The sequence below is a fragment of the Corynebacterium auriscanis genome (genome assembly GCF_030408435.1).
Lineage (GTDB): Bacteria > Actinomycetota > Actinomycetes > Mycobacteriales > Mycobacteriaceae > Corynebacterium > Corynebacterium auriscanis.
Genome location: NZ_CP047046.1, coordinates 2,011,612 through 2,037,607 on the forward strand (window position 1 = coordinate 2,011,612; position 25,996 = coordinate 2,037,607).

Below are 25,996 nucleotides of genomic sequence, written 5' to 3' on the forward strand. Positions count from 1 at the left end.
GTTGGTGGATAGCGAACGGCGGCGGGCGCTCGCGAAAAGCTATTCGCCTGTCTTGTAACCCACACCACGCACGGTCTGAATGATGCGTGGGTCATCCGGGTCGACCTCGATCTTCGATCGCAGGCGCTGGATGTGAACGTTGACCAACCGGGTATCGGAACTCTTACGGTAACCCCATACTTTTTCCAGCAGCTCCTCACGGGTGAATACCTGCCGGGGCTTCGACGCCAACGTAACCAGCAAGTCAAACTCGATGGGTGTGAGTGGAATCTCCTCGTCCCCGCGAGTGACCTGGTGGCCCGAGACATCGATCGTCAGACCGGAGATCTCCAGTTTTTCGGGCTTTTCATCAGTGTTGCGCCGCAGACGCGCACGCACGCGAGCCACCAGCTCCTTGGGCTTGAATGGCTTGTGCACGTAATCGTCAGCGCCCGATTCCAAACCGAGAACCACATCGACGGTATCCGTGCGTGCGGTGAGCATCACGATAGGAACCGTGGAATCCTCGCGAATAGCGCGACAAACATCCACACCGTTCATGCCGGGCAACATCACGTCCAGCAAAATCAAGTCCGGGTTGTTCTCCCGGGCAGCCTTCACGGCCTCCACACCATCGCCTACCACAACGGTGTCAAAACCCTCGCCCTGCAAGACGATGGTCAGCATCTCCGCGATGGCGGGATCGTCGTCAACAACCAGAATCTTTGGTGCCATAGGACTTCACTTACTTTCCATTGTCGTCAGCGAGGGTGTCTTCGTGGGATAGCTTTCCCGCGATGGTATCCACCACGGTGTGTGCACATTGTTTCACGTCAGCTCCATGATCGAAATTCACCACGAGCCATTCACTGGCCCAGCTGTCCTGAGCCAACCGGCGGTAAGCAGCCACCGTATCTACTTGCAGTTGAGAATTCGCCTCGTAGCGGTCTTGCGCGCGGGTGGAATCCTCGTGCGCCCGGTGCGCCACGCGGTCTTGGGCCACGTGGGCGTCGACATCCACGAGGACCTGCAGGTCTGGAGACGGCGAACCTAGCGTGCCGAACTCTAGGTCAGCTACCCAGTCGACGACTGCAGTAGCGGTCGTGGGATCCGAACTGGAATGTAACCGAGCCGAGGAATACGCCGCGTTGGATGCGACGTAACGGTCGAGGATGAGCACGTAGCCATCCGCGGAAAAGGCGGCGAGGTCCTCGGCGACCTCTGCCCGGTCGAGTGCGAACATGGTAGCCATGCCGTGGACGGATTCCAGCAGGTCACCCATCTGGCCGTAGAGGGCAGCTTGAGCCAACTGGGCGTGGATCGATTGCTCGTAGCGGGGAAACCCTACGCGGGCAACGGGAATCTCGCGGGCAATGAGCTCTTCTTCCACGGCCGTGACCAGCGTGTTTTTACCTGCGCCATCCACACCTTCGAAGGCGATGATCATAAGGTGCGGCTCCTTACTGGGTTGCGGATCTTTGTTTTAATAGCGGTAGTGCTCGGGCTTGAATGGACCTTCCACGTCCACGCCGATGTACTCTGCCTGCTCCTTGGTGAGCTTGGTGAGCTGCCCACCCAGTGCTTCCACGTGAATCCGCGCGACCTTTTCGTCCAAGATTTTCGGCAGACGGTAAACCTCGTTGTCGTAGTTGTCAGCCTTGGTGAACAGTTCAATCTGCGCGATCGTCTGGTCCGCGAAGGAGTTAGACATCACGAACGAGGGGTGGCCAGTGGCGTTTCCAAGGTTCAGCAGCCGCCCCTCGGATAGCACGACGATGCTGACCTCGCCACCGTTGGCTGCAGGGAACGTGAATTCGTCGACCTGTGGCTTGATGTTCACGCGTTTAACGTCATCCCGGTGTAGCAAGCTGGCCATATCGATTTCGTTGTCAAAGTGGCCGATGTTTCCCAGAATCGCGTGGTCCTTCATCATCTGCATCTGTTCGAAGTTGATGATGCCGAAGTTCCCGGTGGCGGTGATCACAATATCTGCTTCCGAAATGGCATCTTCCACCGTCACGACGGAGAATCCATCCATCAGAGCCTGAAGGGCGTTGATGGGGTCGACCTCGGTAACTTTCACACGTGCGCCCTGGCCGGCGAGTGCTTCGGCGCAGCCCTTACCGACATCACCATAGCCACAGACCAACACGTTCTTGCCGCCGATGAGCATATCGGTGGCGCGGTTGATGCCATCCAGCAGGCTGTGGCGGGTGCCATAGCGGTTATCGAACTTCGACTTGGTAACGGCATCGTTGACGTTCATCGCCGGGAATGGCAGTACACCCTGATCGGCGAAATGGTACAGGCGGTGTACGCCGGTGGTGGTTTCCTCGGTCACACCACGAACAGTTTGAGCCGACTGGGTCCACACACCGCGGTCGTTGTTGAAGGTGCGGGTGAGCATGGCGAGGAATGCCTTGTGCTCGTCGGAATCCTCATCGGTAGCATCCGGAACAACGCCCGCGGCCTCGTATTCCTTTCCCTTGATGACAGCCATAGTGGCATCGCCACCGTCGTCCAGGATCATGTTGGCGTGAACACGGTTGCCATCGGCATCGGTGCCCCACTGGAAGATCTGCTCGAGGCACCACCAATATTCATCGAGGCTTTCGCCCTTCCATGCAAACACGGGCACACCCTGCGGTTCTTCGGGTGTACCCGCACCCACTACGATGGCTGCCGCCGCTTCGTCCTGCGTGGAAAAAATGTTGCACGATGCCCAGCGGACCTCGGCGCCCAACGCCGTCAGGGTTTCGATGAGTACGGCAGTTTGCACCGTCATGTGGATGCTACCGGCGATGCGTGCGCCCGCTAGGGGTTGTTCTTCTGCATATTCACGGCGCAGCTCCATCAGACCGGGCATCTCGTGCTCCGCGAGACGGATCTGGTGCCGTCCGGCTTCTGCCAGGTGCACGTCGCGAACTTTGAACTCGAGGTTGCCGATGCGGTCGACGGAAAGGTCAGTCATGAGTCTGCATTTACTCCTAGTACGGGGCGGGCTATGTAATGCGCGTTTATTCTAGCGCAGCGCCTCGACACGACGTTTTAGCGCAGTGCCCCGATCGCGAATTGCAGAGCTCGTGTGGCAATGAGGTGGCCCTAGCTCTCTAGCTCAGCAGCTAACTAGCTCAGCGCTTCCGTAGCTATCTAGCTCAGCGCCTCCGTAGCTATCTAGCTCAGCGCCTCCGCGTAGGTTTCCAGCCCTTCATATGCTTCGTCGCCTGCGCGCTCCAGTTCCTTGTCCAGCAACTGCGCGCTGAGTTCCTGCAGGCTGGTTTCGCAGCTGCCGATATGGCTGCGAATGAAGCTGTAATCCTCTGCAACCACGCCAGAACTAAACGGTGCCCCACTCCAGATCGCAGCCACGCTGGCAGCGCACAAACCGTTGAGATATTCCACGTCATCTGGGGATTCAGTGCGCAGTCCCAAGTTCACAGCATCCTCAAGGGCCTCGTACAGGTCCTGTTCGTCGAGGTCTGCGAGCTCGTCGAGAAAATCAATATTGTCCTGCTCTGCAAAGATGTATTCATCCCAGCTACTCATTGTTGACCCTTCCTCATATCAGCCTGTGGGAGCTTGTTTAACGAATGCAGTTTTCCGGCACCGTTGCAGTATTGCAGTCGCGGCGGCCGAAGTTTCGACACCCACTCTAACCTTTTTCTTTTCGACGCCACGTGCTGTTTTAACCCTTGCCAAATAGGACGGTCGTGGTAAGCTCAAAGAGTATTTGTGACCAAATTGTGACCTCGCTTCGAGCTTTCCATCCGTATTCCCCACATTGAATCGAACGCGAGCAACACTACAAAACAACGTTTTTCTAACAGACACCACACATCAGGAGCAGGTCCATGGACAAAGAGCGGAACCACCCCGCTCGCCCCGCCGAGCGCACCGAAGCTACGCCGCAAGATAGCGGCGAGCAGTCGAGTGGTCGTCGTTTTATCGCCGGCTTCGCGACGGTCGGTCTTGGCCTGGCCGCAATTGTTGCCGTGTGGTCGTGGCAGTCCACTGGTTCCGACCACTCTGCGATGAAGGGGGCATCCCCAGCCAGCCAAGAAGCCGCCTCAATTTCGACTGGGCACCCTACGAATCTACCCCAGGGTTCCCATGAGACCGCGCGACCTGATCACCGCGATCACGCAAACTTGCCTTCCGAGGCCAGCACTGGAATGTCAGATGAAACCAAAACGGGCGGCAAGCGGGGTTCGGGCATTGCCGCATTAGGGCGCGATCCGTACCTTCCGCCGAATGCGTGGGACGGTTCCCGCTCCAACGGCCTAACTGGCCCTACCGAAACGGTGCAGCTGTCCCCGGTGAACCCAGTTGAGGGCGGGCAGACGCAAAATAACCAGCCGCTGAATCCCGGCACTGCGAGCAACGTTCCGGCTCCGCAGGCGCCGTCGTCCACACCGACTGCACCCCAGGGCCAAACGGGCAACGGTCAGCAGCACATCCCGACCATCCCCGGCCTTCCCACGCAGTGGGTGCCCACAGATATTCCTCTGCCTATCCCGAATCAAACTAAGCCTACGAATCCCGCCAACACCGCTCAGCCCACCCAACCAAGTTCAGATAGTGGTGCCACGGGCACGGCAAAGCCGATGCCCACCCAGCCGGGAACTACGGGGACTCAGCACCCGGAGCAGACGAACGAGCCGACGACCGCTCCTCAAACAACGGATACGGTGGCTCCTCAACCCCCATCACGCCATGGCCCCTGGCCTATTCCGAATTGGGGTTCCGCTGTCAACAACGTAACTGACACGACGGAAACCCAGTAAGCCACGCCATGGCCCCTGGCCTATTCCGAATTGGGGTTCCACTGCCAACAACGTAACTGACACGACGGAAACCCAGTAAGCACTGTACGCAATCCCGCGCGGTTTTTTTAAACGCTGTGCGCAATCCCGCGCGCAGCTTGCAGCGCCGGAGCCAACCGGTGAAATCAAAGCACATGCATGCTGCTTTCACTTTTTAGTGTTTGCCCACCCTGGCGACAAATGCCCGGCCGCTGACCTGCACGGTGGCATCATTTGCTCCCACCCACGCGGCCTCAGCCGGGGCCAAAGAGTTGCCATCGACAATCACAGAATCGTCAACGCTCAGGATGATCGCGGGCCCCTCGACCTCGTGCCGCAGCCCTGGCTTGAGCCACTGCAAGTCGAACTCTGGAGCCGGGGTGAGGTAAAAACCCTCCGCATCGGCTCGCAACGTTGGATCTGCAAGGGGTTCACATGACACGAGAGACATCAGCTCAGCAACATCAATGTGCTTGCTGGTCAGACCACCGCGCAGCACGTTATCCGAGTTCGCCATAATCTCCACCCCCAAGCCACTTAAGTAGGCATGCAGCTGGCCTGCCGCCAGGTATATCGCATCACCCGGTTGGAGCGTGAGGTGATTGAGCAGCAGTGCCACCAGGATTCCTACATCCCCGGGGTATTCCTCCGCAATGGTGGCGATGCCGCGGAGGGTGCGCACCATCCAATCGGGGAGGCCTGCTGCCCCGCCCACGAGGTCATGGACGCGGGGCAGGAGGGCGTCGAGAAGAAGGGATAGATCACCCGAATCTAGGGTAAAGAACCCTTGCAACACCGACCGCATCCCTTGGCCATTGGGGCTGCGCTGCAGTTGAGCAGTGAAAGGAGCGAGGGGGGCAACATCGAGGATGTCGAACAGCTCGAGGGTGCGCGCGACCGGACGGAAACCTGCTAGTACATGGAACTCCGTGAGGGCGACCAACAGCTCGGGCTTGTGGTTATCGTCCTTGTAGTTGCGGTGGAAAGCATCGGGGGGCACGCCCTCCGCGTTTTCACGGGCAAACCCCTCTTCTGCCTGCTGCTTAGTGGGATGTACCTGGATGGACAGGGCGCGGTCCGCCGCCAGCAATTTCAGCAGGAAGGGCAGGCGACCGTAGCGCAGCGCGACGTCATGGCCGAGAGTGGCCTGCGGGTCCTGCTGGATCAGGTCGAGGAGGGTCGTGGGGCTTTGCGCCGAAGCCAACTCGCTGGGACTACCCGGGTGTGCGCCGAACCACTTTTCAGCTTCGGGCTTCTGGGAAGGCACAGTACGGCCCTCCAGCTGAGCAAGGGCCTGTGTGGAACCCCAGTCGTAGTTGCGAACCTTTCCTCGCAAAATTTCCACGTCTGTTTCCCTCCTTAACGAATGCGAAGCGATTAGGCCCGAATGACAGCGAGGGCTTCGTCGACGATCGTGTCGACTTCGTCGGTCGTTGGGGCTTCCACGTTGAGGCGCAGCAGGGGTTCGGTGTTCGAGGCGCGGACGTTTAACCAGGCACCGCCGGTCAGCTCGATCGTCACGCCATCCAGCCGGTCCGTGGATCGCGTGCGGTCGGCGAAGGCCTGCACCACTGCCTCGGTACGGCCCTCTTGATCGGCTACCTGGGAGTTAATCTCGCCCGATGCCTGGTAGAGCTCGTACGCCCGCTTCAATTCGGACAATGGCTTATCCTGCCCGCCTAACGTTGCAAGGACGTGCAGAGCGGCCAACATGCCCGAATCGGCGTTGAAGAAATCGCTGAAGTAGTAGTGCGCGGAGTGCTCGCCACCAAAGATGGCCTGGGATTCTGCCATTTGAGCCTTGATAAACGAGTGCCCCACGCGGGTACGAACAGCCACGCCACCATGCTTTTCCACCAATTCCGGTACGGACTTCGAGGTGATCAGGTTGTGAATGATCGTGGCACCTTCGTTGGACCGCAGGTAGCGTTCGGCGATCATCGCGCAGATCGTGGACGGGGAAACGGCCTGGCCATTTTCATCCACAATGAAGCAGCGGTCGGCATCACCGTCGAAGGCGATACCCAGATCCGCACCGACCTCCACGGTGAACTTCTGTAGGTCCACCAAGTTCTTGGGGTCCAGCGGGTTGGCTTCATGGTTGGGGAAGTTGCCATCCAACTCGAAGTACAGGGGGTGTAACTTCAGTGGCAGGCCCTCAAAAACTGCGGGGACGGTCAGGCCACCCATACCGTTGCCGGCATCTACAGCCACAGTCAGCGACCGAATATCGAGGTCGACCAGATCCTTGAGGTAGGCGGCATATCCCTCCAGGGCATCCTCGGTGCGGTGAGTTCCTTGGCCCCCATCGAAGCCGGGTATACCGTTGACGAGCTCATCCGAGATCCGCTGCAGACCCGAATCCTGGCCCACCGGGCGTGCACCGGCACGGCACAGCTTGATGCCGTTGTACTTAGCAGGATTGTGGGATGCGGTGAACATGGCACCAGGGCAGTCCTTCACGCCCGAGGCATAGTACAACTCATCGGTGCTGCACAGCCCGATGCCGATGGTATCTAACCCTTGGCTGTTCACACCGCGTGAGAAAGCTTCAGCCAAAGCTGGCGAGCTATCGCGCATATCGTGGCCCACAACGACCATGGCTGCGCCTTCGTCACGCATCAAGCGTGCGAAAGCGGCCCCCACCGCTGCGACAAATTCCTCATTGAGCTGACCGGCCTGGTCGCCCACCACGGCGCGGACGTCGTAGGCCTTGATCATGGCCGCGACGTCCTCGCGGGACCATGTTTGGTGCTGTCCGGTTGCCTGTGCGTCCGTCATGGTGGAATTCGTCCTTATATGGTCGGTAAAAGTTGTCATTGTGAAAGCGTGGCACTAGGCCCGAGCATTAGCTCTCGGGCTCCCCACGGCTTATGTGAAGTTTAGCGTTTCGGCGAGACAGTCCGTAGATGCCTACGCGGAGCACTGGTGGGCAGGTTGCGCTTAGCCGGGTGGTGCCCGGTGGGCTGTGGCAGGTCTTCCCTGCGAGTGATCCGAGGAGTATCCGTTGCCGCGGATTCCTCAGCGCCGTCAGCCTGGCTATCGTGAGCTTGCTGCACCGCACGGGCCAGCGCGAGCAGTTCTTCTTCGTCTGCTTCGTCGTTGAGCTCGATCGGATCATCGTTGAACTCGAGAGTCCAACCCTGCGGGACTGTCGTGCGCTTAGCGTGGCTATCACACAGATTCCACTGGTGCGGGTTATCGCCCGCCTTCAGTGGCCCGACGATAGCCCGCTGCTCGGAGTAGTTGAACTCCAAGGTCGCCACGGCAGGTTTGGAGCACCCCGGGCGAGAACATTGTCGGATGAAAGTCACGCCCAGTATTCTAGCTTGTGTGGTCTAGACTATTGACCCATGGGACATGACACGCGCGTAAGACGGGACCCGCGGGGGCGGGGAATGCGAGGAATCTTTCTGCCTGAGCTGCCGCGATACAAGACTCGATCGGAAATGTTCGACGCGCGTGTCCTAGACGCATACCAGCCGCTGCACGAGCGTTTTGAGGCTGAGCTTGCTGGTTTGGATGTCGCAATCGACGTGGTCCCCCGCATGCGCCTGAACGCCGGGCATTCTCAGTGGCCAGAAGACGTCGTTGCCGATGGCCCTGTCCCCCTTGGCCGGCTAGTGCCCGCAGGGGTTGACCGCTCTGGCCAGCCCACGCGCCCACGGTTGATTATTTTTCGACGCCCCGTTGAACAGCGGACCAAGACGTCCTTCGAACTCCAGGAGCTGCTGACGTTAATCTTGACCAAGCTCATCGCAGTATACCTGAACGTCACACCGGAGACTATCGATCCGAAGTTTTCGTGGGAGTAACCTATAAACGCAAAGCACAGAAAAAGTGGCGCTCCGTCGTAGGCCACCGAATTAACTCCGCACCACTGACTTACCGAGGTGGTGCTGCACCGCTGACTGAACTGAATCGGCTCTGGGCAGCTAACTAGCCCAGCCGCTTCTTCAACCGGCGCCGCTCGCGCTCGGAAAGCCCACCCCAAATACCGAAGCGCTCATCATGTTCCAGAGCGTATTCAAGGCATTCGTCGCGAACCCCGCACGCTTGGCAGATGCGCTTAGCCTCACGGGTGGAACCACCCTTTTCCGGAAAGAATGCTTCCGGATCCGTCTGCGCACACAGCGCCTGTTCCTGCCAGTCCTGCTCTACGGCATCGAAGAGCAGATCGAAGTCCTGAGTCAGGTCGAATAGGTTGCGCTTAGGCGCGTTGCTTTCCACGTCAGTCTCCCGCTCCACTGCGACAGAGCCATCAGCGAAGAGGCCACTCAGGGCCGTTTCTACTGATTTATCCACAGTGGTCTCCTAACTGCGCGTCCTACACGTTTGACAGCCAACCAGTTGAACCCGAAAGCCCGCTACTGGGTGTGACGTCACTTCCCCATGATGAGGAACACGACTTTCCTGCACGATCATTACTACAGTGAAGATTACACACTGGTAATTACATTGCGTCAACCTTTGGGAAAGTTCCCCACTCCCCATGCGTCACATCAGTAACATCAGGCGCAGAATCGTTTGAGGCCAAAATCAACAGGAGCAAGCAACGACCACGATATAGCGCACCCCCACACCCTTTAACCACAATATCTAGTGCAAAATCTCGATATGAGATTGATAGACCACAAGATATTGAGAAATTTCTGGGAATTTTCTGCTCCGGTGGCTTTTCGCCCTCCTTTTGGGTCTAGACGTCCGAACTGAAACGCAATCCGCCGTCCGGAATCTGCACGCCCGGCCACACTCGAGCACCCCCGAGGAGTTCACAACGCGCACCAATGACTGCCCCTTCACCGATGACACAGTCCACCAGGTGGGCCCGCGCACCGATGCGCGCACCTGGAGCCACCACGCAACGCTCCAAGGTGGCGCCCGCTTCGATGTGCACACCATCCAGCACCACCGAGGTATCAATGCGCACACCCGCGCCAATTTCAGCACCGCGCCCAATCACAGTTCCACCCAATAGGAGCGCTCCCCCGGCGATGGCGCTGGATTCATCCACGAGCGCTTCACCGTGACGGCCCTTGATCAGTGGTGATGGAGCAATGCCACGCACGAGGTCAGAGGAGCCCCGAACGAAGTCCGCTGGCGTTCCCATATCGCGCCAATACGACTGGTCAACGTGACCGAACACGCGCTTGCCTTGTTCCAGCAGTCCTGGGAACACCTCACGCTCCACCGACACAGGCCGACCGGCCGGGATCTCCTCAATGATCTCGCGGTTGAAAACATATGAACCCGCGTTGATCTGATCCGTCGGTGGGTCCTCGGTCTTTTCCAGGAATGCCGTTACGCGGCCATTGGAATCAGTTGGCACGCAGCCAAACGCACGGGGATCGCTTACACGGAGCAAATGCAAAGTGACATCCGCCTGCTGCTCCACGTGGGTGCGCAGCACTTCCCCCAGGTCCGTACCGCCCAGCACATCACCATTAAAGACCATCGCACGATCATGCCGTAGGCGACTAGCGACATTGCGGATTCCCCCGCCCGTACCCAGTGGTTCATCCTCCACCACGTACTCGAGCTCGAGCCCCAAATCCGAACCATCGCCGAAGTGCTCTTCGAACACCTCAGCCTTGAATGACGTACCGAGGATCACGTGGCGCATACCGGCTTCCTTGATGCGCGCGAGGAGGTGCTCCAAGAAAGGTGCGCCCGCCACCGGCAGCATGGGTTTAGGGGTGGCGTTCGTCAGGGGCCGCAGTCGAGTTCCCTTGCCTCCGACGAGAATCACAGCATCCGTGTTCTGGGCAAGTTCCTGCGTCGCGATCTGGCGATCTGCAACCATCGTCCAATTCAGCCTTTCATTCAAAATGGTCGTGGCTGGCGTCGAGTAAAGGCATTAGCTAGAACCAAAAACCCTCGGCGACCTTGGTAACAATGGTCAACCGGTGCAACAAGCACACCGCAATTAACCACTGCAGCCACAATTGCTCGACAGGAACACTAGTTCCTATGCCTGACAACCTCGGTGCTCCACGCCGGTGCGTCATGCAAATTGTTATCGAAACGTCACATCCAACCGCCGGTGGGAGCGCTGAACGACGACCTCACCTAGGGCGCGCGCTACCGCTTCGCCAAAGCCAGCGCCAGCGCTATCTGCCCTCGCAGTTTCAGCCCGACCTTCAGCACTAGTCGTAGCGGAGCCTTCCAGGGACCGGGGTTGCGATCAGCCAAGAACCGATACGCACTCTCGTGGTGGGCGGGCAGCACAATATCCGGGTGCTTGCCGGCCGAATGCCCCTTGGCGTGCGCGATATGGGCCTCTGGGGTGTAAACATTCAGCCAGCCCGCCTTACCCAAACGGTCTCCCAGATCCACATCTTCCATGTACATGAAGTAGCGCTCATCGAATCCGCCTACGGACTCGAAAGCATCCCACCGCATTAAAACACAGGACCCCGACAACCAGCCGGTCGTCTTCTCGCGCGTCATATCGGCATCGGCAAGGTAGCGTTTCGTCCATGGGTTCCCGGGCCAGATGGGGGCCAGTAACGCATGCCCAATTCCGCTGCCCAGTTCCGGCACCCGGCGCGCGGAGGGATAAATGCTGCCATCGGCCTCATCGATACGCGGCCCAACAGCTCCGGCTCGCGGATGTGCGCGAGCCACCTGCAGCATCGTGTCGATGGCACCGGGCTGGAACACCACATCAGGGTTGGAGATCACGAAGAACTCGCCGTCCACTTCGCCTCGCTCGCGGGCCTCGCGCAGCCATCGCACTCCGCAGTTCATACCTGCGCCATAACCCACATTGCCGCCGGAGTACACCAATTCTGCCAACCCTTGGGCCTCTGCAGCTTCCGGCGCCCCATCCGTGGATCCATTGTCCACCATCACCACCCGCGCTCCCTGTGACGCAGCTGCGCCCGTGGATACCAAGAACTTTTCTAGGTATTCCCCCGGCGAGTAGGTGACGGTAATGATTGCAATCGGTGCCATGTCAGGTCACCATACAGCAGCTTTTTCCCGCAGTGTTTCGCGCCACGCAGGCAAAGGGGACAGTCCCCAGGTCTCCCATTCCGCCAAGCTCAGTACGGAATTCGCCGGGCGTCGCGCAGGGGTTGGGTATTCGCTCGTCGGGATGGCGGACACGCGTTGGGGATCGTGCCCGGTGGCTGCAAATACCTCCCGAGCGAACTCACACCAGCTGGTCGGTTCCCCATTGCCTGTCGCGTGCAAGACCTGGGGCAGGGCTGCACCATCGGCTAAGGCTTCTGCCACTTCTTTTATTGCCGACGCCACCAGCTGCGCGTGACTTGGGCGGCCGAATTGGTCGTTCACCACGTTCGGGTTCACGCCGCGGCGTGCCAACCGCAACATGGTGGATGCGAAGTCCTTGTTGGGGTGTTCGGGCCCGCTGTATACCCAAGCGGTACGCACAACGTGCCCCCCGAAATGGAGGACGGCCCGCTCTCCCTCGGCTTTGGCGCGGCCGTAGGCATTCACGGGTTGAACGGGATGGGTGGTGGAGTACTCCTGCCCCACCGGTAGTTGCCCATCAAAAACGTAATCCGTGGAGATATGCACCATGGGTATCCGCATGTGCTGACAGTGCTGTGCAAGCCAACCCGGCGCGACGGCGTTGACGCGGTGGTTGAGAGTGGCCCCGGTATCGCTTTCAGCCGCGTCCACCGCGGTAAACGCAGCGCAGTTGATCAGCGCGGTCGGGCGAGAGGAGGGCGTCGACAACGAAGGGAGAGGTTGATGTGCAGCCTCCGTGGAACCAGACGTAGCACCCCCAAGCCGGTTGGGCGCGAAAGAAGGAAAAGAAGAAAAAAACTGCTCCACACTCTTCTTCGACGACAGGTCCAGCTGCGTGCGATCGACAGGGATGGCCGCGGGGCCGAACAATTCCGTAAGGAAACTTCCCACTTGGCCATTACAACCGACCACGATGAATGACATGACGCGCCACACCTTCCCGATACGTTTAAGGATTTTCCGCCGACAGCGCGTAAAGTGTACGCGAACCAGCTACCCCTGATAATCGCGAGAGTACGTCAATGAATTACGACAACCGTCCGCGTCGCTCCCGACACATTCAAGCAGCGCCCACCGGTCCCGAAGCTAGGCAAATTGGTCCCCGCCCAGCTCGCGGTGTTTTGGCAGCTGTGTCGGCAGCGTTGTTGGCCTTCACGGGCGTGGGGTACGCCACCATTGGCAACTTGAATAACGAATTAGCGGAGGCCAACAACCTGGATCTGGGTAACTCCCCCGATGGCGCGACGGATATTTTGCTGGTCGGTGTGGATTCTCGTACCGACGCTAAAGGCAATCCTCTAAGCCAGCAGGAAATCGACATGCTTCGTGCGGGCGAGGAAGAAGCCACGAATACCGACACGATGATTCTCATTCGCGTGCCGAATGACGGCAGCTCGGCAACGGCGGTTTCCCTGCCGCGCGATACGTATGTGAAAACCCCCGATCAGGGAAATATGAAGCTCAACGGTGTGTACGGCACCGCGAAATTCGAGAAGCAACAGGCCCTGGAGCACAACGGGGAAACCGATAAAGCGAAAATCGATAAAGAATCCACGGAGGTCGGCCGCCAGGCGTTGATTTCCACAGTGGCTGATCTGACGGGAATTACCGTTGACCATTATGCAGAAATCGGACTTTTGGGCTTTGTCCTGTTGACGGATGCGGTCGGTGGCGTGGATGTTTGCCTGAATAAGGCCGTGGATGAGCCTTTGTCTGGCGCCAAGTTCCCGAAGGGTCGCCAACGCTTGGGTGGTCCAGACGCGCTGAGTTTCGTACGCCAGCGCCATGAGCTGCCCCGCGGCGACCTTGATCGCATTACGCGTCAGCAGGCATATATGGCGTCGCTTACCAGCCAGATCCTGAGCTCGAAAACTTTGACTAACCCCTCCGCAATCTCCAAGATCAACAATGCCGTCCAGCGTTCGGTCGTCTTGGACGAAGGCTGGGACGTCATGGGACTGGCTACTCAGATGCAAAACCTGTCTGGTGGCAATGTGAAATTCCAAACAATCCCTGTCACCTCCATCGATGGCACGGGCGATTACGGCGAATCGATCGTAACCGTCAACACCAAAAAGGTCCACGAATTCTTCAGTGACTTGCTGGGCAACAAGCAGGCAGAAAAGCCCGAACAAACCCAAGAAAAGAAGCCCATTACGGATTACAAAGCCGAGGATTACACCGTCTCCGTCAGCAATGCCAGCGACATTCCAGGACTGGCGGGACGGGTTTCCACGCTGACAACGGATTATGGGTACAAGAGCGGCAAGGTAGGCAATTCACCACAGGCCGGTGTGTCCGAATCACAGGTCAACGCCAAGGACGAAAACGATCCGGCAGCGCGCGCATTGGCGAAGCAGCTAGGTGGGTTGAAGGTCGTGGAGGACACGTCCCTGAGTGATAAGGAACTGGCCGTGACGTTGTCGGGCACCTACGCGGGCCCGGGATTCCTCGAAGGCTCCGCGCAGCTGCTGCCGCCGGATGACCCGAACGTCGGCACCCTGACCGCAGGTATGAAAGATCTTGACGGTGACGGCATTCCCGATGGTGATTCCTCTACTGGCTCCACCGGTACCTCTGGGACCGATTCCTCCGCGGGCGCGGAAAAGGATTCTTCCGCGGTCGTCGGCTCCGAGGGATCCATGGGCTTGGACGAGAAGGAAAAGCAGCCCATCGATGCCGGTGGCGATGGCCCAATGTGTGTGAACTAGCCTTCACGTGGACGGGGATTGTCTGCACGCGCGCATGAACCAACCCCAGCGCCAGCATGAACCAGCCCCAGCGCCAGCATGAACCAGCCCCAGCGCCGCGCTAGGCTGGGCCACATGGATTTCCTTTCGGAGCTGCTCTCTGACCCAGCCACCCCGCGCCTCACGACGTACACCACCCACGGACGTATGGAGCTCTCGGCGCAAACCCTCGCCAACTGGCAAGCCAAAGTTGCGAACCTCCTTACCGGCATCGGTGCACAACCGGGTGATGTGGTTGTGCTGGCGGCCTCCGCATCGTGGCAACCGGCCGTCATCGCACTCGGGGCATGGAAAGTCGGCTGCGCCGTCGTTTCGTCTTTCGCCGAGCTCACCGAGGCACTTCGTCCTGCTACCTCTGTACCCGACGCCGCCCCGGCCCCCACAGGACGTTTAATCGCAGTCTTTACCGACGATGCCGACATCGTGGAAAGTGACGAAGCCACAGATGCAGAGGAAATCTACTTGCTATCCAATGATCCGTTTGGGCGGGGCGTAGAGGAATCCGGCGGGGATGTGCCGTTCGGCGTGAATGATTTCTCACCCGAATTGCGCGTGCAGCCCGATGCATTTATGGGGTTAGACATCCCGCGGACAACCTCGGACGGTTTATTCGTTACCCAGGGCCTTACCGCTGGAGAATACCTAGCTCGCGCCCGGTCGCAATGGGCAGACGAGCACCCAAACGCGGAAGTAGCGGCACCCTCTGCCGCTACTTCCGCTCCCCGCGCAGCGTTCAGCCCTTGGGCAGACACCCAGGGGCTGGCTGTCGCTTTGGAACCGCTCGCTGCCGGTGGATCCACGGTCATGGTGGATACCGCGGGGGTTAGTGATCTGACAAAGGTTCTGGAATCAGAGAAGGTTACGGCCAACACGTTAGAGAGTTAACACGCTGTGCCGGCCCCTACCCTGTCGCCCACCTACCCCCGGCACCGTGGTGATCGGCTACGACAGAACTCGAATAGTTACCGAACTGCGCCTGCTGTGTCACACGCCTGCGCTCACCCACCCCGCGTCGCGGTGAACAGCTGCGGTCAAACGCGGGCGCTTATCGAACATCCGCCCGGGAATTGCGCCAGAACCCTAGGACGAGCAGCGCGATAACCCAGATGGCCAGCACGGTGACGGAGAAGGTGGGCGTCAAGAAATCGGCACCACGTTCGGGAATGAGGTACCACTTATCGATGTCCTGCATCGTGCGGGCAGGAAGGAACTTAGCCAGAGTTTTCAGCAGGGAGACATTGCTGCCAACGCTCATGATGAGTGGTTCGATAACCAACATCCACACCAGTGGCAGGCCCACAGCTGCTACGCGGGAACGCACGATCGCGGCGATGCCGATTGCCAGCAACGCAAAGGCCAGAACCCCGCCGAAGGTGGTAGCTAGAGACACACCCTGCTCCGGCTTGAACTCAGCGCCCGGCCACACCGTGACCATCAAAATGGTGAGCGCAACAGCAATAGCCACCGTGACGGCAAGGAAAACAACTGAGACCACTGCGCGCGCCCCCAGCCAATTCCAGCGGGATCGCTCGGTCAGGAAGGCCTGGGCGTGCATCTTTGAAGCGATTTCACCCGCGGTGCTGGAAGCACCAAAAATCACTGCGATCATCTGGGTGATCATGCCACCCATCAAAAGGTCAGTCCACGTCACGGCGTTTTTTTCAGTGGCAAAAGCCAAGTAGAGGAAGACCGGGCCGCCGATCGATCCGCCGAGGAGGATGAAGTAAACCAACGTGCTGCGCAAAGTCAGCAGCTTGGTGGTTTCGGATTTGAGTGCTGCAAGAAAACTGCTCATGAGAAGTGTTCTTCTTTCGTTGCTGAAGGGTTGTTAGGGAAGGCTAGTTCTGTACTTGTCCGGTGCGGTATTCCTGCGCGCTGGAGGTGGCCGCTAGGAATCGCTGCTCCAAGTTCGCCTGTTCGGAAACCAGTTTGGTGACCAAGAAATTCTCCTCCAGCGCGGTGCGCGCCACCAGTTCCCGCAGTTGTGCCTCGTTTAAATCTTCAGGCAAGCTGATCTGCACCGTCCGCGGGTGCTGCAGCTCCACTTGCAATCCCTTGGCCTGCAGCTTCTCGCCCAGCAGCACAGCTTCGCGGCATTCCACGCTAACCGTGGCGCCACCGGCGAGGAATTCGTCCATGGAGTACTCACCGATCATTTGGCCCTTGCCGATCACAACCAATCGATCGGCCGTCAGCTGCATCTCGCTCAGCAAGTGGGAGCTCACCAACACGCTTCGTCCCTCTCCCGCCAAGGCGCGGATAGTATTGCGCATCCACGTCACACCTTCGGGGTCCAACCCGTTAACCGGCTCGTCCATAATCAGGTGCTGGGGATTCCCCAATAGGGCCGCTGCCAATCCGAGGCGTTGCTTCATTCCCAGTGAATACCCGCCGGCTTTCTTCTTGCCTGCCTTCGTCAGGCCCACGATTTCAAGGCATTCATCTACGCGCTTATCGTCGATACCCGCGCCGTGAGCCAGCACCCGCAGGTGGTTGCGCCCCGACCGCGCGGGATTGAACCAGGTGGCTTCCAACACGGAACCCGCGATGCTGGACTTGTTCGCCAACCCTGCGAATTCACCGCTGTAGGACTGACCATTGCGGTAGTTGCCGCTGAAATTCACATGTCCCGCGGATGGTTGATCCAACCCCAGCATGCAGCGCATGGTCGTGGACTTGCCCGCCCCATTAGGCCCCAGGAAGCCAGTGACCTGCCCATCGGGCACATGGAATGTGAGGTCGGAAAGGACTTTGTTTTTGCCGTAGCTCTTGCTGAGCTTTTCTACTGTGATCATGATTCCCAGTGTGCTGGTTTGCCCTGGGTTTCCACATCGGCCCAGCGGATGATTATTGCCCGTCACCCGTAGAGTGGAGGCCGTCATACCCTGGTATGAGAATCCCCGACGCGGTATCCCGAGTCCCTTCCCCCATGCATAATTCCCCCGCTCTGCTCACTGCGGTATCACCCAACCGGCACCGGCCACAGCGGCCCAGGCTACCGTGCATAATGCCCCCGGTTAGCTCACTGCGTTACCTATTGCGCTAACAATTCCTCTTGGCTGACCAAATGCTGCTTCAACGCGAACAGCACCGCATGCACCCTGTCGCGCGAGGCGGTCTTCGTCAGGATCCGGCCCACGTGAGTCTTAACGGTCGGCAGGGAAATAAAGAGTTCCTCGGCGATTTCTTGGTTGCTCCGCCCGGTAGCAATGAGGCACAAGATCTGCCGCTCCCGGGGCGTCAGCGGATCGGGAAGTCCCAGGTCGTCGTCCAAACCCGGTTTCTCTTCTGCTGCCTGGTCGCTGGTCTCACTGGTTTTCTTTTGTACCGACGCCCCGCTTCGCCCATCCCCGTTCCCCTCTGTCCGCAGGCGCCGCATGAGTTTCGCTGTTGCAGCAGGGCTAATGACCGCGGTGGATTCTCCTACCGTGCGCACTGCTTTGATGAGCTCCTCGGGATCGGCATCCTTGAGTAGAAAGCCACTGGCGCCCGAAGTTACCGCACCGAAGACGTAATTATCGCTATCAAAGGTGGTCAATACGACCACACGGGTCGGCTGACCCGCGGGCCCTGTGGGTGCCTGCTCATCCAAGATTTTTTGGGTTGCAGTAATCCCATCCATGGTCGGCATCTGTACATCCATCAGGATGATGTCAACAGGATGACTGCCCGCAAGGTCGGTGGCTTCCGCCCCGTTGGAGGCTTCCCACTCCACAGTGATGTCTTCTTGGCTTCCCAGTACCATTGCAAAACCCGCACGCACGAGTTGCTGGTCATCCGCCAAACCCACGGTAATCATAGCCGCACTGCCTCCCTCATACTCACTCGCTCCCGTATAACTTAACCAGCCCGCCGGCCCGCGCGCTGCACCGCCGCACGGCCTCCCTCATACACACTCGCTCCCGTATAACTTAACCAGCCCGCCGGCCCGCGCGCTGCACCACCGCACGGCCTCCCTCATACACACTCGCTCCCGTATAACTTAACCAGCCCGCCGGCCCGCGCGCTGCACCACCGCACGGCCTCCCTCATACACACTCGCTCCAACTGTCTTACCCGGCCAGCGGTATCGTAGCGGTCACGTTCCAACCACCAGGGAACAGGGGGCTTGCACCCCAGGTGGCCTTCCCTCCATGAATTCGGACGCGCTCTGCGATTCCGGTCAACCCTCGCCCTGATCCATCCATGGCATCTTCGCCGGGCGCGTTATCCACGGTCACGATGACGGAATTCGGTTCCCACAATAGTTTTACCCGCACTTCTACAGCCCCAGCATGCTTCAGCACGTTCGTGAGCGATTCTTGAACCACACGGTAAATCGTCAACCCTCGGACCTCATCGACCGTGCGCTCTGTACCTTCCGTTTTAAAGGTGGCATGGGTGCCGGACCTATTGGCGTCGGAAATAAGATCCCCCAAGCCCGAAACACCCGGAATAGAGGTAGTAGAGCGATCGTCGCCCTCGTGAAGGACGGAAAGCAACCCACGCATTTGCGTAAGTGCTTCGCGGCCACGGGCCGAAATAGTTTCCAGCGCGTCGATAGCTTTAGCTGGATCTTGACGTCCGGCATAGCGCCCGCCATCTGCCTGCGCGATGACGATAGTGAGTGAATGAGCCACGATGTCATGCATTTCCCGCGCGATGCGATTCCTCTCGGAGACAGTAGCCAGTTCCGCGCGCGCCGCCAAGTTCGCCACAGCCTCGCGCCGCTGCTTGGTTTGTTTACCGAATTGCCAGCTCAGCGCAATTGACACACCGATGAGGAGGCCGGTTACGCCTGCGATCACCCAGAACTCGGGGCTGGCATATACCTCACGCGGAGAAGGAGGTTCGCCATAGATGGGATTGACGAAACGGTCCACAATGAATTGCGCACCGACTGCAACGAAGCTGCCCACCAAGGCGAAAACCAACCACGCCTTCTTTCGCCGATGCAAGTAGGCGCTAATGATATAGACCTGCAGGCAGACCAGCGGGTAGCCGAGCAAAAGCCCGAAACTAGCGGACAAGGCAACAATCACTAGCCCCGCCGCGACTACTGCCACTCCCCTTTCGATATGCCACTGCTGTACCAGCAGCCCTACATAACACACGATCACACCCAAACCGAGAATCGCCGTCTGCCAGCCAGGGTATATAGAAGCACTCGTTGTCACGCTGAAAAACGCGGTGAAAGCGAAAAACAGCGAAACCACGATAAATCGCAACCGCCGCGCGGGATCACGCCACCATGTGACGGAAGGTTCGAGGCTAAATGCGGAAAAGCTTTCGGGCATAATCTGACATTTTATAATTACTGCGGACAATGCTTCGTCCACCTGAAGTATGATCTCCCCCATGGCTGACGTGAAATTCGAGAACGTAGAAATTCGTTACCCCGGTGCGCAAACCCCTAGCGTGCGGGACATGAACCTGCATATCGAGGACGGCGAGTTCTTGGTTCTTGTGGGCCCCTCCGGCTGTGGCAAATCCACCACCTTGCGTGCGCTGGCCGGTTTGGAGGACATTTCCGACGGCACCATCTCCATCGGCGGCAAGAACGTCACGGGCACCGAGCCCAAGGAGCGCGATATCGCGATGGTCTTCCAAGACTACGCGCTGTATCCCCACATGAGCGTTGCGGAAAACATGGGCTTCGCCCTCAAGGTGGCGAAGACCCCAAAGGCCGAAATCCGCGATCGCGTGGAGCGCGCCGCTGAGCTGCTAGGCCTGACGGAATTCTTGGACCGCAAGCCTAAAGACTTGTCCGGTGGTCAGCGGCAGCGCGTGGCTATGGGACGAGCCATCGTTCGCGAGCCACAGGTGTTCCTCATGGACGAACCCCTATCCAACCTAGACGCAAAACTTCGTGTGCAGACGCGCGCACAAATCGTTCAGCTCCAACGCGATCTGGGTGTGACCACGGTATATGTCACCCACGATCAAGTGGAAGCGATGACGATGGGGCACCGCGTGGCTGTCCTCAAAGATGGTGTTCTGCAGCAAGTCGATTCACCAAAGAAACTGTATGAACAGCCCGTGAACGCCTTCGTAGCCGGTTTCATCGGTTCCCCATCTATGAACTTGGTCAAGATCCGCGGTGCGGTAGCGGACTGGAACATCCAGACCCCCGATGGGTATGCCGATGGCAAACGGGAGATGATCGTGGGCGTACGCCCCGAAAATCTAGAGATCACCCAGGACGGCGGCATCGAGGGCGTGGTGCGCATGGTCGAGGAACTGGGTGCGGATTCATACATCTACGTGGATACAGACCACGGGCAGTTCGTGGCTCGCGGTGGTGATTCCCGCCGTGCCCCAGGCACTGGGCAGCGGGTTGGGTTACGCCCCGCCAGGGACGCTCGCATTCACTTCTTTGACGCCGAGACGGAAGCGCGGATCTAAAGGATTTTCTGCGTTCCCCCCGTTTCTCTATATTTTGCCTGACGGTTCCCTATAGTTAAGGGTTAAAAGATTGTTCGATCGGGCAATCAGAGTTGAGAAAGGCTTTCCATGGCACATCCAACCAAGAAAATGTTGGCCGTTGTCGCTGCTTCTGGTTTCATCCTCACAGCGTGCTCCGATGGCGGATCTGACAACGCGGGTGGCAACAAGGCAGGTGGTGATACCACAGGACGTGGCAACATCACCTTCGCAATGGGCCACAACGATACTGACAAACTGAAGCCAATCATCGATAAGTGGAACAAGGCCCACCCTGATGAGCAGGTCAAGCTCCAGGAGCTGGCCGGTGAAGCCGATGCCCAGCGCGATACCCTCGTGCAGTCCCTACAGGCGGGCAGCAGCGACATCGACGTCATGGCCATGGATGTGGTGTGGACCGCACAGTTCGCCGCTAACGGCTGGTTGGCGCCGTTGAAGGGTGACTTGAAGGTAGATACCTCCAAGTTCCTCAAGCCCACCGTAGAGTCCGCAACGTACAAGGACACCCTCTATGGCCTACCTCAGAACACCAATGGCCAGCTCCTGTACCGCAACACGGACAAGGTCAAAGAAGAGCCACAAAAGTGGGATGACGTTGTGGAAGCGTGTAAGAAGCTCGGCAATGAACCTTGCCTGACCACGCAACTGAAGCAGTACGAGGGCCTCACCGTAGCAACCGCCGGATTCATGTCCGGATGGGGTGGCGGAATCACCAATGATCAGGGTGAACCAAACGTCACCGATACGAAATCCCGCGAGGGCCTCCAGGCCCTGGTTGATGCGTACAAGAACAAGACCATCACCGCTGCTTCCACGGGCGCTACCGAGGAAGAAACCAACCTGGCCTTCACCGAGGGCAAGACCGCTATGGCCATCAACTGGCCATATATGTACACCAACGCCCAAGACAAGGCCTCCAAGGTTTCCGGCAAGGTTGAGGTCTCCCCTCTCGTCGGTAAGGACGGCGTGGGCGTATCCACCTTGGGTGGCTACAACAACGGCATCAACATCAACTCCAAGTACAAGGCAACGGCTCTGGACTTCATGAAGTTCATCACCAATGAGGAAAACCAAAAGTCCTTCGCTGAGAAGTCATTCCCACCAGTACTTGCATCCATCTACGATGATGCGGGTCTGCAGAAGGAGTTCCCTTACCTGCCTGCGCTGAAGAAGTCCCTAGAAAACGCAAAACCACGTCCGGCTTCGCCTAACTACGATGCGCTTTCCAAGGCCGTGCAAGATAACGCCTACGCCGCGGTGACAGGCAAGAAGTCCGTTGAGGATGCCACCAAGGACATGGAATCTGCTATCCGCAACACCAGCAGCTAACCCCCTGAGGCCACGGTGCCCGAGGTCGGGAAGCTAAATCCCAAGGCCACGGTGCCCGAGGTCGGGAAGCTGACACCCTGAGAACCCGAGGGTGAACTCTTGAAGGCCTGGTCATCAAAGTACCTCGCTAAGGTGAGCCCCCCCTTTAAGGGGGCGCAAGCACCTGCCTAGCCGGTGACACGCAGCTAGGCGGATGACCTCAACACCACAACACACTGGAAGTCGGGACTACGATCAACGCAGCCCCGGCTTTTTGTTTTGAAGTATTCGATAGTCAATGAATGGAGACCCGCTCGTGGCCCACGCGGTTCCGCACACCACAGCCTCCCCGCCTTCCACGGCATCCTCAGGTTCCCCCTCAGATGCCCCGCGTTCCGATGGCAAGCGCAAACGCGATTTCCGTCCGATCTGGCTGGTCGGCCCATCGATGGTGCTCCTTGCCATCGTCATCGGTTATCCAATTCTGCGCGCAATTTACTTATCTTTCCAGGCCAATAAGCACCTCGATCCTGAAACCGGCATGTTCGTCACCGGTGGGTTCGCCGGGTTAGATAATTACCTCTACTGGCTCAGCAACCGTTGTATGAGCCCCAGCGGAAACACGGTGACGTGCGCCCCGGGCCAGCTCGCGACCGACTTCTGGCCGGCACTGAAGATCACGATCTTCTTCGTCGTTGTCACCGTCACGTTGGAGACAATTCTCGGTTTATGGATGGCACTGGTGATGAACCGCAGCTTCTTGGGGCGCGGCCTATTGCGCGCTGCAGTGCTGGTGCCGTGGGCGATCCCCACCGCAGTCACCGCTAAGCTGTGGCAGTTCATTTTCGCGAACCAAGGCATCGTGAACTCCATTATGGGCACGCAGATTCACTGGACCACCGATCCGTGGGCCGCCCGCTTTGCAGTCATTATCGCCGACGTGTGGAAGACCGCGCCTTTCATGGCACTGTTGATCCTCGCCGGTTTGCAGATGGTTCCGCAGGGTGTCTACGAGGCCGCGCGCGTGGATGGCGCCTCCAAATGGCAGCAATTCACCCAGATCACATTGCCGCTGATTAAGCCTGCCCTGATGGTGGCCATTTTGTTCCGAACGCTCGACGCACTGCGCATGTATGACCTGCCCGTCATTATGATCAGCGAATCCTCCAACTCCCCTACTGCGGTCATCTCGCAGCTGGTCATTCAGGATACGAAGCAGGGTAACTTCAATTCCGCTTCGGCGATGTCCACCTTGATCTTCCTGCTCATCTTTGCGGTGGCGTTCGTCATGGTGAAGTTCCTGGGCGCTGATGTCGGTGGTTCACAAGGAAGTTCGGCTGGGGGAAAGCGCAGGGCGTCGTGGTGGAAAAAGACCAAGGCGCAGCCAGTAGAACCACAGCAGGAAACCGCGACTCGTAATTCGGGTGGCGGAGCGCAAACCAACCCGGCTCTCAGCAACCCGGCCAGCCCAGCAAACCCGGCCCAGACCAACTCCGAGGAGGCCTCACGATGAATAAGGTGCGTAACTACATCGGCGTGATCTTTATCCTCGTGTGGGGCTTAGCCCCGTTTTATTGGATGGTCGTCACGGCGCTGCGACACAAGGATTACACGTTCTCCACGAACCCGCTGCCAAGCCACGTAACCACGGAGAACTTCAAGGATGCGCTGGATACCAGTGGTGGAAACGACTTTTTGGGTGCCATCGTCAACTCACTGATCATCGGGGCCGCCACCACGGCGATTGCGCTGGTCGTGGGTGTGTTCACCGCTTACGCCCTGGCCCGCGTGGATTTTCGTGGCAAGGGATTGGTCACAGGTATTATCCTGGCGGCCTCGATGTTCCCCGGCATTGCTCTGGTCACGCCCCTGTTCCAGCTGTTTTCGAACATCGGCTGGCTGGGAACCTACCAGGCGCTAATTATTCCGAACATCAGCTTCGTGCTGCCGTTGACGGTGTACACACTGACCAGCTTCTTCCGCGAGCTGCCGTGGAAACTGGAAGAAGCTGCGCGCGTGGACGGCGCCACCCGCGGCCTGGCCTTCCGTAAGGTGATCCTGCCGCTGGCCACCCCGGCACTATTCACCACAGCGATTTTGGCGTTCATCGCCACGTGGAACGAGTTCATGTTGGCCAAGCAGCTGTCCACCACCAAGACCGAGCCCGTGACCGTTGCTATCGCCCGGTTCTCCGGTGCCAGCGCGTTCGAATTCCCCTACGCCGCCACGATGGCCGCCGGCGCGATTGTTACGGTTCCGCTGGTGATCATGGTGCTAATCTTCCAGCGCCGCATCGTTTCGGGCCTCACCGCCGGCGGGGTGAAGTAGCTCAATGTCGCAGGAGGGCTGGGGCTCCGTCGATCAACGGCCTGCTGTTGATCCCGACGCCCCTCGCAAGAAACTCGCTTGGGAAGCCGCGTTGGGGTTCGTGGGATTCTTCACGGTGATGGCTATGGTCACCGCGGTATGGAACGTGTTCCGAGCTGAGCCCGCGGTGTTGCCTTCCGTGGTCCTGCTGGTGCTGGTGGTAGCGCTGGTGGTGGTTTGGAAGGGCTATTCGCGGTACCGGTAGGATCGCGGTGGTCCCGTACCTCCCCAGAAAACGTCCGACACTAGTGACGAGGCACCCACCACCCACGAGCCCAATCACACAATGTGCAGCAGAACTCTGACAAAATCACGCGTTTTTGTTGGACTTCTGCTGCACATTCGTTGTTCAGCGCGAAAAACACCGTCGGCGATGTAAAGCACCCGGATTCCTACCCCCCAACAACCTCCCTCGCAGAGTTGATTACCCACAGTGGAACACCACCCCAAAGAACTAGATGCGGATTTTCCCGCCGAAAACCAGTTTTCCGTTGAGGTATCGCGTGAGGAAAGCGGGCGAGAAGTGGCTGGTCTGCAACAACACCGCCGCCTGCGCTCCCACCGCGTGATGAACCTTGGCTGGGATACTGCGACCCCCGTTGACCACATCTAAGATCTTCTGCGCCACCTGCTGTGGTGTGTTGTGCACACCCAATCGTGTCATCCCCACCGTGCGATCTTTGGCAATCATATTGGTATTCGCGTACAGCGGGAAGATACTAGAGACCAGAACCCCGCGCGCAGCCCACTCAACTTCCAAGGCCTCGGTGATACCCCGCACTGCGAACTTCGTCGCAGAATAGGTAGCCATTTCCGGCGTGCCATAAATCGCCGATGCACTGCACAAATTAACCAAATGAGCCCCGCCATCTGCGGCACTCAAGTATGGCAACGCAGCACGGGCACCGAACAACACACCTTTGACGTTCACATCAACCAGCTGGGCATCCCGCTCAAAACTGCCCTGATCGGCAAAATCCCCCGCATACAGCACACCGGCATTGTTGATCAGCACGTTGATCCCGCCACCGTGGCCAGCAGCGAAATCGCGCAGTGTGTTCTGCCACGATTCTGCATCGCGCACGTCCAAGAATCCCGTGTCGATTATCCCGCGCACACCGTTGCCTCCGCCGGGTTTGCCGTTCCACTCCGCAACCCAGGCCTCTAACCGCTCCACGTCCACGTCATAAGCACCCACCTGCCAGCCCGCACAGGAAAACGTCTCAGCAATTGCACGGCCAAACCCCTGTGCAGCTCCGGTAACAACGACAGTGCCACTGGTGAGGCCACTGTTGTTGCGCTGGGCTCGATCGCTTTTATTCCGCTCCCACACGTTCTTTCCACGATTTATTAGCGCATTAAACATAC

Annotated in this window: 25 protein-coding genes; 9 read left to right on the forward strand and 16 right to left on the reverse strand. The window is 58.8% G+C overall.

Annotated elements, in window-relative coordinates; all coding sequences use genetic code 11:
• Positions 1 to 39 precede the first annotated feature (39 nt).
• The 4 genes from mtrA to CAURIC_RS08545 all read right to left on the reverse strand — a co-directional run bounded on the left by mtrA (position 40) and on the right by CAURIC_RS08545 (position 3,525).
• Complete coding sequence (mtrA, locus tag CAURIC_RS08530) at positions 40 to 714, reverse strand: MtrAB system response regulator MtrA (protein WP_035114807.1); 675 nt, start codon at positions 712 to 714, stop codon at positions 40 to 42.
• A 10-nt stretch (positions 715 to 724) separates the two neighbouring features.
• Positions 725 to 1,426: a dTMP kinase gene (locus CAURIC_RS08535; RefSeq protein ID WP_035114805.1), complete on the reverse strand. Its 702-nt coding sequence runs from the start codon at positions 1,424 to 1,426 to the stop codon at positions 725 to 727.
• Between the two features lie 36 nt (positions 1,427 to 1,462).
• Positions 1,463 to 2,950, reverse strand: coding sequence for an adenosylhomocysteinase (ahcY, locus tag CAURIC_RS08540; RefSeq protein WP_035114803.1), 1,488 nt, complete (start codon positions 2,948 to 2,950; stop codon positions 1,463 to 1,465).
• Positions 2,951 to 3,153: 203 nt separating this feature from the next.
• Positions 3,154 to 3,525 carry a DUF4259 domain-containing protein gene (locus CAURIC_RS08545; protein ID WP_035114800.1) on the reverse strand — a complete coding sequence of 124 codons (372 nt, stop codon included), beginning with the start codon at positions 3,523 to 3,525 and terminating at the stop codon, positions 3,154 to 3,156.
• Positions 3,526 to 3,830: 305 nt separating this feature from the next.
• Here CAURIC_RS08545 and CAURIC_RS08550 point away from each other — a divergent pair, with 305 nt between their 5' ends.
• Positions 3,831 to 4,763, forward strand: a complete 933-nt coding sequence (locus CAURIC_RS08550; protein ID WP_035114798.1) for a hypothetical protein — start codon at positions 3,831 to 3,833, stop codon at positions 4,761 to 4,763.
• Between the two features lie 193 nt (positions 4,764 to 4,956).
• Here CAURIC_RS08550 and manA read toward each other — a convergent pair whose 3' ends face one another.
• The 3 genes from manA to CAURIC_RS08565 form a co-directional block, all read right to left on the reverse strand.
• Positions 4,957 to 6,126 carry a mannose-6-phosphate isomerase, class I gene (gene manA / locus CAURIC_RS08555; protein ID WP_035114796.1) on the reverse strand — a complete coding sequence of 390 codons (1,170 nt, stop codon included), beginning with the start codon at positions 6,124 to 6,126 and terminating at the stop codon, positions 4,957 to 4,959.
• 32 nt (positions 6,127 to 6,158) lie between these two features.
• Positions 6,159 to 7,562, reverse strand: coding sequence for a phosphomannomutase/phosphoglucomutase (locus tag CAURIC_RS08560; RefSeq protein WP_290182488.1), 1,404 nt, complete (start codon positions 7,560 to 7,562; stop codon positions 6,159 to 6,161).
• 101 nt (positions 7,563 to 7,663) lie between these two features.
• Positions 7,664 to 8,095, reverse strand: a complete 432-nt coding sequence (locus tag CAURIC_RS08565) for a DUF3499 domain-containing protein (protein ID WP_035114794.1) — start codon at positions 8,093 to 8,095, stop codon at positions 7,664 to 7,666.
• 84 nt (positions 8,096 to 8,179) lie between these two features.
• On the opposite strand from CAURIC_RS08565, the gene CAURIC_RS08570 reads away from it, so the two are divergent.
• On the forward strand, positions 8,180 to 8,596 hold the full coding sequence (locus CAURIC_RS08570; protein ID WP_235700770.1) for a metallopeptidase family protein: 417 nt from the start codon (positions 8,180 to 8,182) through the stop codon (positions 8,594 to 8,596).
• A gap of 124 nt (positions 8,597 to 8,720) precedes the next feature.
• Here the strand turns inward: CAURIC_RS08570 and CAURIC_RS08575 are convergent, their stop codons facing one another.
• From CAURIC_RS08575 to CAURIC_RS08590, 4 genes are all read right to left on the reverse strand, one after another.
• Positions 8,721 to 9,086 (reverse strand): WhiB family transcriptional regulator, encoded by a 366-nt coding sequence (locus CAURIC_RS08575; RefSeq protein ID WP_035114791.1) that lies wholly within the window; start codon positions 9,084 to 9,086, stop codon positions 8,721 to 8,723.
• Between the two features lie 391 nt (positions 9,087 to 9,477).
• Entirely contained in the window at positions 9,478 to 10,584 is a 1,107-nt protein-coding gene (manB, locus tag CAURIC_RS08580; RefSeq protein WP_070434062.1) for a mannose-1-phosphate guanylyltransferase, read from the reverse strand.
• A 278-nt stretch (positions 10,585 to 10,862) separates the two neighbouring features.
• Positions 10,863 to 11,738 carry a glycosyltransferase family 2 protein gene (locus CAURIC_RS08585; RefSeq protein WP_035114788.1) on the reverse strand — a complete coding sequence of 292 codons (876 nt, stop codon included), beginning with the start codon at positions 11,736 to 11,738 and terminating at the stop codon, positions 10,863 to 10,865.
• Positions 11,739 to 11,744: 6 nt separating this feature from the next.
• Complete coding sequence (locus tag CAURIC_RS08590; RefSeq protein WP_035114785.1) at positions 11,745 to 12,704, reverse strand: SDR family oxidoreductase; 960 nt, start codon at positions 12,702 to 12,704, stop codon at positions 11,745 to 11,747.
• Between the two features lie 98 nt (positions 12,705 to 12,802).
• Here CAURIC_RS08590 and CAURIC_RS08595 point away from each other — a divergent pair, with 98 nt between their 5' ends.
• Together CAURIC_RS08595 and CAURIC_RS08600 are read left to right on the forward strand one after the other, a co-directional pair.
• Positions 12,803 to 14,491, forward strand: a complete 1,689-nt coding sequence (locus tag CAURIC_RS08595; RefSeq protein WP_035114783.1) for an LCP family protein — start codon at positions 12,803 to 12,805, stop codon at positions 14,489 to 14,491.
• 114 nt (positions 14,492 to 14,605) lie between these two features.
• On the forward strand, positions 14,606 to 15,415 hold the full coding sequence (locus CAURIC_RS08600) for a TIGR03089 family protein (RefSeq protein ID WP_052095056.1): 810 nt from the start codon (positions 14,606 to 14,608) through the stop codon (positions 15,413 to 15,415).
• Positions 15,416 to 15,575: 160 nt separating this feature from the next.
• On the opposite strand, the gene CAURIC_RS08605 is transcribed toward CAURIC_RS08600, so the two are convergent.
• The 4 genes from CAURIC_RS08605 to CAURIC_RS08620 all read right to left on the reverse strand — a co-directional run bounded on the left by CAURIC_RS08605 (position 15,576) and on the right by CAURIC_RS08620 (position 19,806).
• A complete protein-coding gene (locus CAURIC_RS08605; protein ID WP_035114781.1) occupies positions 15,576 to 16,325 on the reverse strand; it encodes an ABC transporter permease in 750 nt (249 codons plus the stop codon).
• Positions 16,326 to 16,368: 43 nt separating this feature from the next.
• Positions 16,369 to 17,325 carry an ABC transporter ATP-binding protein gene (locus tag CAURIC_RS08610; RefSeq protein ID WP_035114779.1) on the reverse strand — a complete coding sequence of 319 codons (957 nt, stop codon included), beginning with the start codon at positions 17,323 to 17,325 and terminating at the stop codon, positions 16,369 to 16,371.
• A gap of 239 nt (positions 17,326 to 17,564) precedes the next feature.
• Positions 17,565 to 18,329, reverse strand: coding sequence for a response regulator (locus tag CAURIC_RS08615; protein ID WP_035114777.1), 765 nt, complete (start codon positions 18,327 to 18,329; stop codon positions 17,565 to 17,567).
• A 253-nt stretch (positions 18,330 to 18,582) separates the two neighbouring features.
• A complete protein-coding gene (locus tag CAURIC_RS08620) occupies positions 18,583 to 19,806 on the reverse strand; it encodes a sensor histidine kinase (RefSeq protein ID WP_083284057.1) in 1,224 nt (407 codons plus the stop codon).
• Between the two features lie 61 nt (positions 19,807 to 19,867).
• Between CAURIC_RS08620 and CAURIC_RS08625 the strand changes: the two genes are divergently transcribed.
• From CAURIC_RS08625 to CAURIC_RS08645, 5 genes are all read left to right on the forward strand, one after another.
• Positions 19,868 to 20,914: an ABC transporter ATP-binding protein gene (locus tag CAURIC_RS08625; protein WP_035114774.1), complete on the forward strand. Its 1,047-nt coding sequence runs from the start codon at positions 19,868 to 19,870 to the stop codon at positions 20,912 to 20,914.
• Between the two features lie 108 nt (positions 20,915 to 21,022).
• Entirely contained in the window at positions 21,023 to 22,282 is a 1,260-nt protein-coding gene (locus CAURIC_RS08630) for an ABC transporter substrate-binding protein (RefSeq protein ID WP_035114772.1), read from the forward strand.
• 427 nt (positions 22,283 to 22,709) lie between these two features.
• Complete coding sequence (locus CAURIC_RS08635) at positions 22,710 to 23,774, forward strand: carbohydrate ABC transporter permease (RefSeq protein WP_235700778.1); 1,065 nt, start codon at positions 22,710 to 22,712, stop codon at positions 23,772 to 23,774.
• A complete protein-coding gene (locus tag CAURIC_RS08640; RefSeq protein ID WP_035114767.1) occupies positions 23,771 to 24,589 on the forward strand; it encodes a carbohydrate ABC transporter permease in 819 nt (272 codons plus the stop codon). The genes CAURIC_RS08635 and CAURIC_RS08640 overlap by 4 nt, the downstream gene beginning before the upstream one ends.
• 4 nt (positions 24,590 to 24,593) lie before the next feature.
• On the forward strand, positions 24,594 to 24,833 hold the full coding sequence (locus tag CAURIC_RS08645) for a hypothetical protein (protein WP_035114765.1): 240 nt from the start codon (positions 24,594 to 24,596) through the stop codon (positions 24,831 to 24,833).
• Positions 24,834 to 25,082: 249 nt separating this feature from the next.
• Here CAURIC_RS08645 and CAURIC_RS08650 read toward each other — a convergent pair whose 3' ends face one another.
• The gene (locus tag CAURIC_RS08650; protein ID WP_290182497.1) at positions 25,083 to 25,994 is read right to left on the reverse strand and encodes an SDR family oxidoreductase; all 912 of its coding nucleotides are present in this window, start codon (positions 25,992 to 25,994) and stop codon (positions 25,083 to 25,085) included.
• Positions 25,995 to 25,996: the final 2 nt, after the last annotated feature.

What these genes read in the sequence shown, in the direction of transcription:
- CAURIC_RS08610 (WP_035114779.1), bottom strand. Translation starts at nt 17,325, where the DNA reads ATGATCACAGTAGAAAAGCTCAGCAAGAGCTACGGCAAAAACAAAGTC.
- CAURIC_RS08560 (WP_290182488.1), bottom strand. Translation starts at nt 7,562, where the DNA reads ATGACGGACGCACAGGCAACCGGACAGCACCAAACATGGTCCCGCGAG.
- CAURIC_RS08630 (WP_035114772.1), top strand. Translation starts at nt 21,023, where the DNA reads ATGGCACATCCAACCAAGAAAATGTTGGCCGTTGTCGCTGCTTCTGGT.
- CAURIC_RS08570 (WP_235700770.1), top strand. Translation starts at nt 8,180, where the DNA reads ATGCGAGGAATCTTTCTGCCTGAGCTGCCGCGATACAAGACTCGATCG.
- CAURIC_RS08615 (WP_035114777.1), bottom strand. Translation starts at nt 18,329, where the DNA reads ATGATTACCGTGGGTTTGGCGGATGACCAGCAACTCGTGCGTGCGGGT.
- CAURIC_RS08595 (WP_035114783.1), top strand. Translation starts at nt 12,803, where the DNA reads ATGAATTACGACAACCGTCCGCGTCGCTCCCGACACATTCAAGCAGCG.
- CAURIC_RS08535 (WP_035114805.1), bottom strand. Translation starts at nt 1,426, where the DNA reads ATGATCATCGCCTTCGAAGGTGTGGATGGCGCAGGTAAAAACACGCTG.
- CAURIC_RS08640 (WP_035114767.1), top strand. Translation starts at nt 23,771, where the DNA reads ATGAATAAGGTGCGTAACTACATCGGCGTGATCTTTATCCTCGTGTGG.
- CAURIC_RS08645 (WP_035114765.1), top strand. Translation starts at nt 24,594, where the DNA reads ATGTCGCAGGAGGGCTGGGGCTCCGTCGATCAACGGCCTGCTGTTGAT.
- CAURIC_RS08545 (WP_035114800.1), bottom strand. Translation starts at nt 3,525, where the DNA reads ATGAGTAGCTGGGATGAATACATCTTTGCAGAGCAGGACAATATTGAT.
- CAURIC_RS08585 (WP_035114788.1), bottom strand. Translation starts at nt 11,738, where the DNA reads ATGGCACCGATTGCAATCATTACCGTCACCTACTCGCCGGGGGAATAC.
- ahcY (WP_035114803.1), bottom strand. Translation starts at nt 2,950, where the DNA reads ATGACTGACCTTTCCGTCGACCGCATCGGCAACCTCGAGTTCAAAGTT.
- CAURIC_RS08600 (WP_052095056.1), top strand. Translation starts at nt 14,606, where the DNA reads ATGGATTTCCTTTCGGAGCTGCTCTCTGACCCAGCCACCCCGCGCCTC.
- CAURIC_RS08605 (WP_035114781.1), bottom strand. Translation starts at nt 16,325, where the DNA reads ATGAGCAGTTTTCTTGCAGCACTCAAATCCGAAACCACCAAGCTGCTG.
- CAURIC_RS08635 (WP_235700778.1), top strand. Translation starts at nt 22,710, where the DNA reads ATGGTGCTCCTTGCCATCGTCATCGGTTATCCAATTCTGCGCGCAATT.
- CAURIC_RS08550 (WP_035114798.1), top strand. Translation starts at nt 3,831, where the DNA reads ATGGACAAAGAGCGGAACCACCCCGCTCGCCCCGCCGAGCGCACCGAA.
- CAURIC_RS08620 (WP_083284057.1), bottom strand. Translation starts at nt 19,806, where the DNA reads ATGCCCGAAAGCTTTTCCGCATTTAGCCTCGAACCTTCCGTCACATGG.
- manB (WP_070434062.1), bottom strand. Translation starts at nt 10,584, where the DNA reads ATGGTTGCAGATCGCCAGATCGCGACGCAGGAACTTGCCCAGAACACG.
- mtrA (WP_035114807.1), bottom strand. Translation starts at nt 714, where the DNA reads ATGGCACCAAAGATTCTGGTTGTTGACGACGATCCCGCCATCGCGGAG.
- CAURIC_RS08625 (WP_035114774.1), top strand. Translation starts at nt 19,868, where the DNA reads ATGGCTGACGTGAAATTCGAGAACGTAGAAATTCGTTACCCCGGTGCG.
- CAURIC_RS08590 (WP_035114785.1), bottom strand. Translation starts at nt 12,704, where the DNA reads ATGTCATTCATCGTGGTCGGTTGTAATGGCCAAGTGGGAAGTTTCCTT.
- CAURIC_RS08650 (WP_290182497.1), bottom strand. Translation starts at nt 25,994, where the DNA reads ATGTTTAATGCGCTAATAAATCGTGGAAAGAACGTGTGGGAGCGGAAT.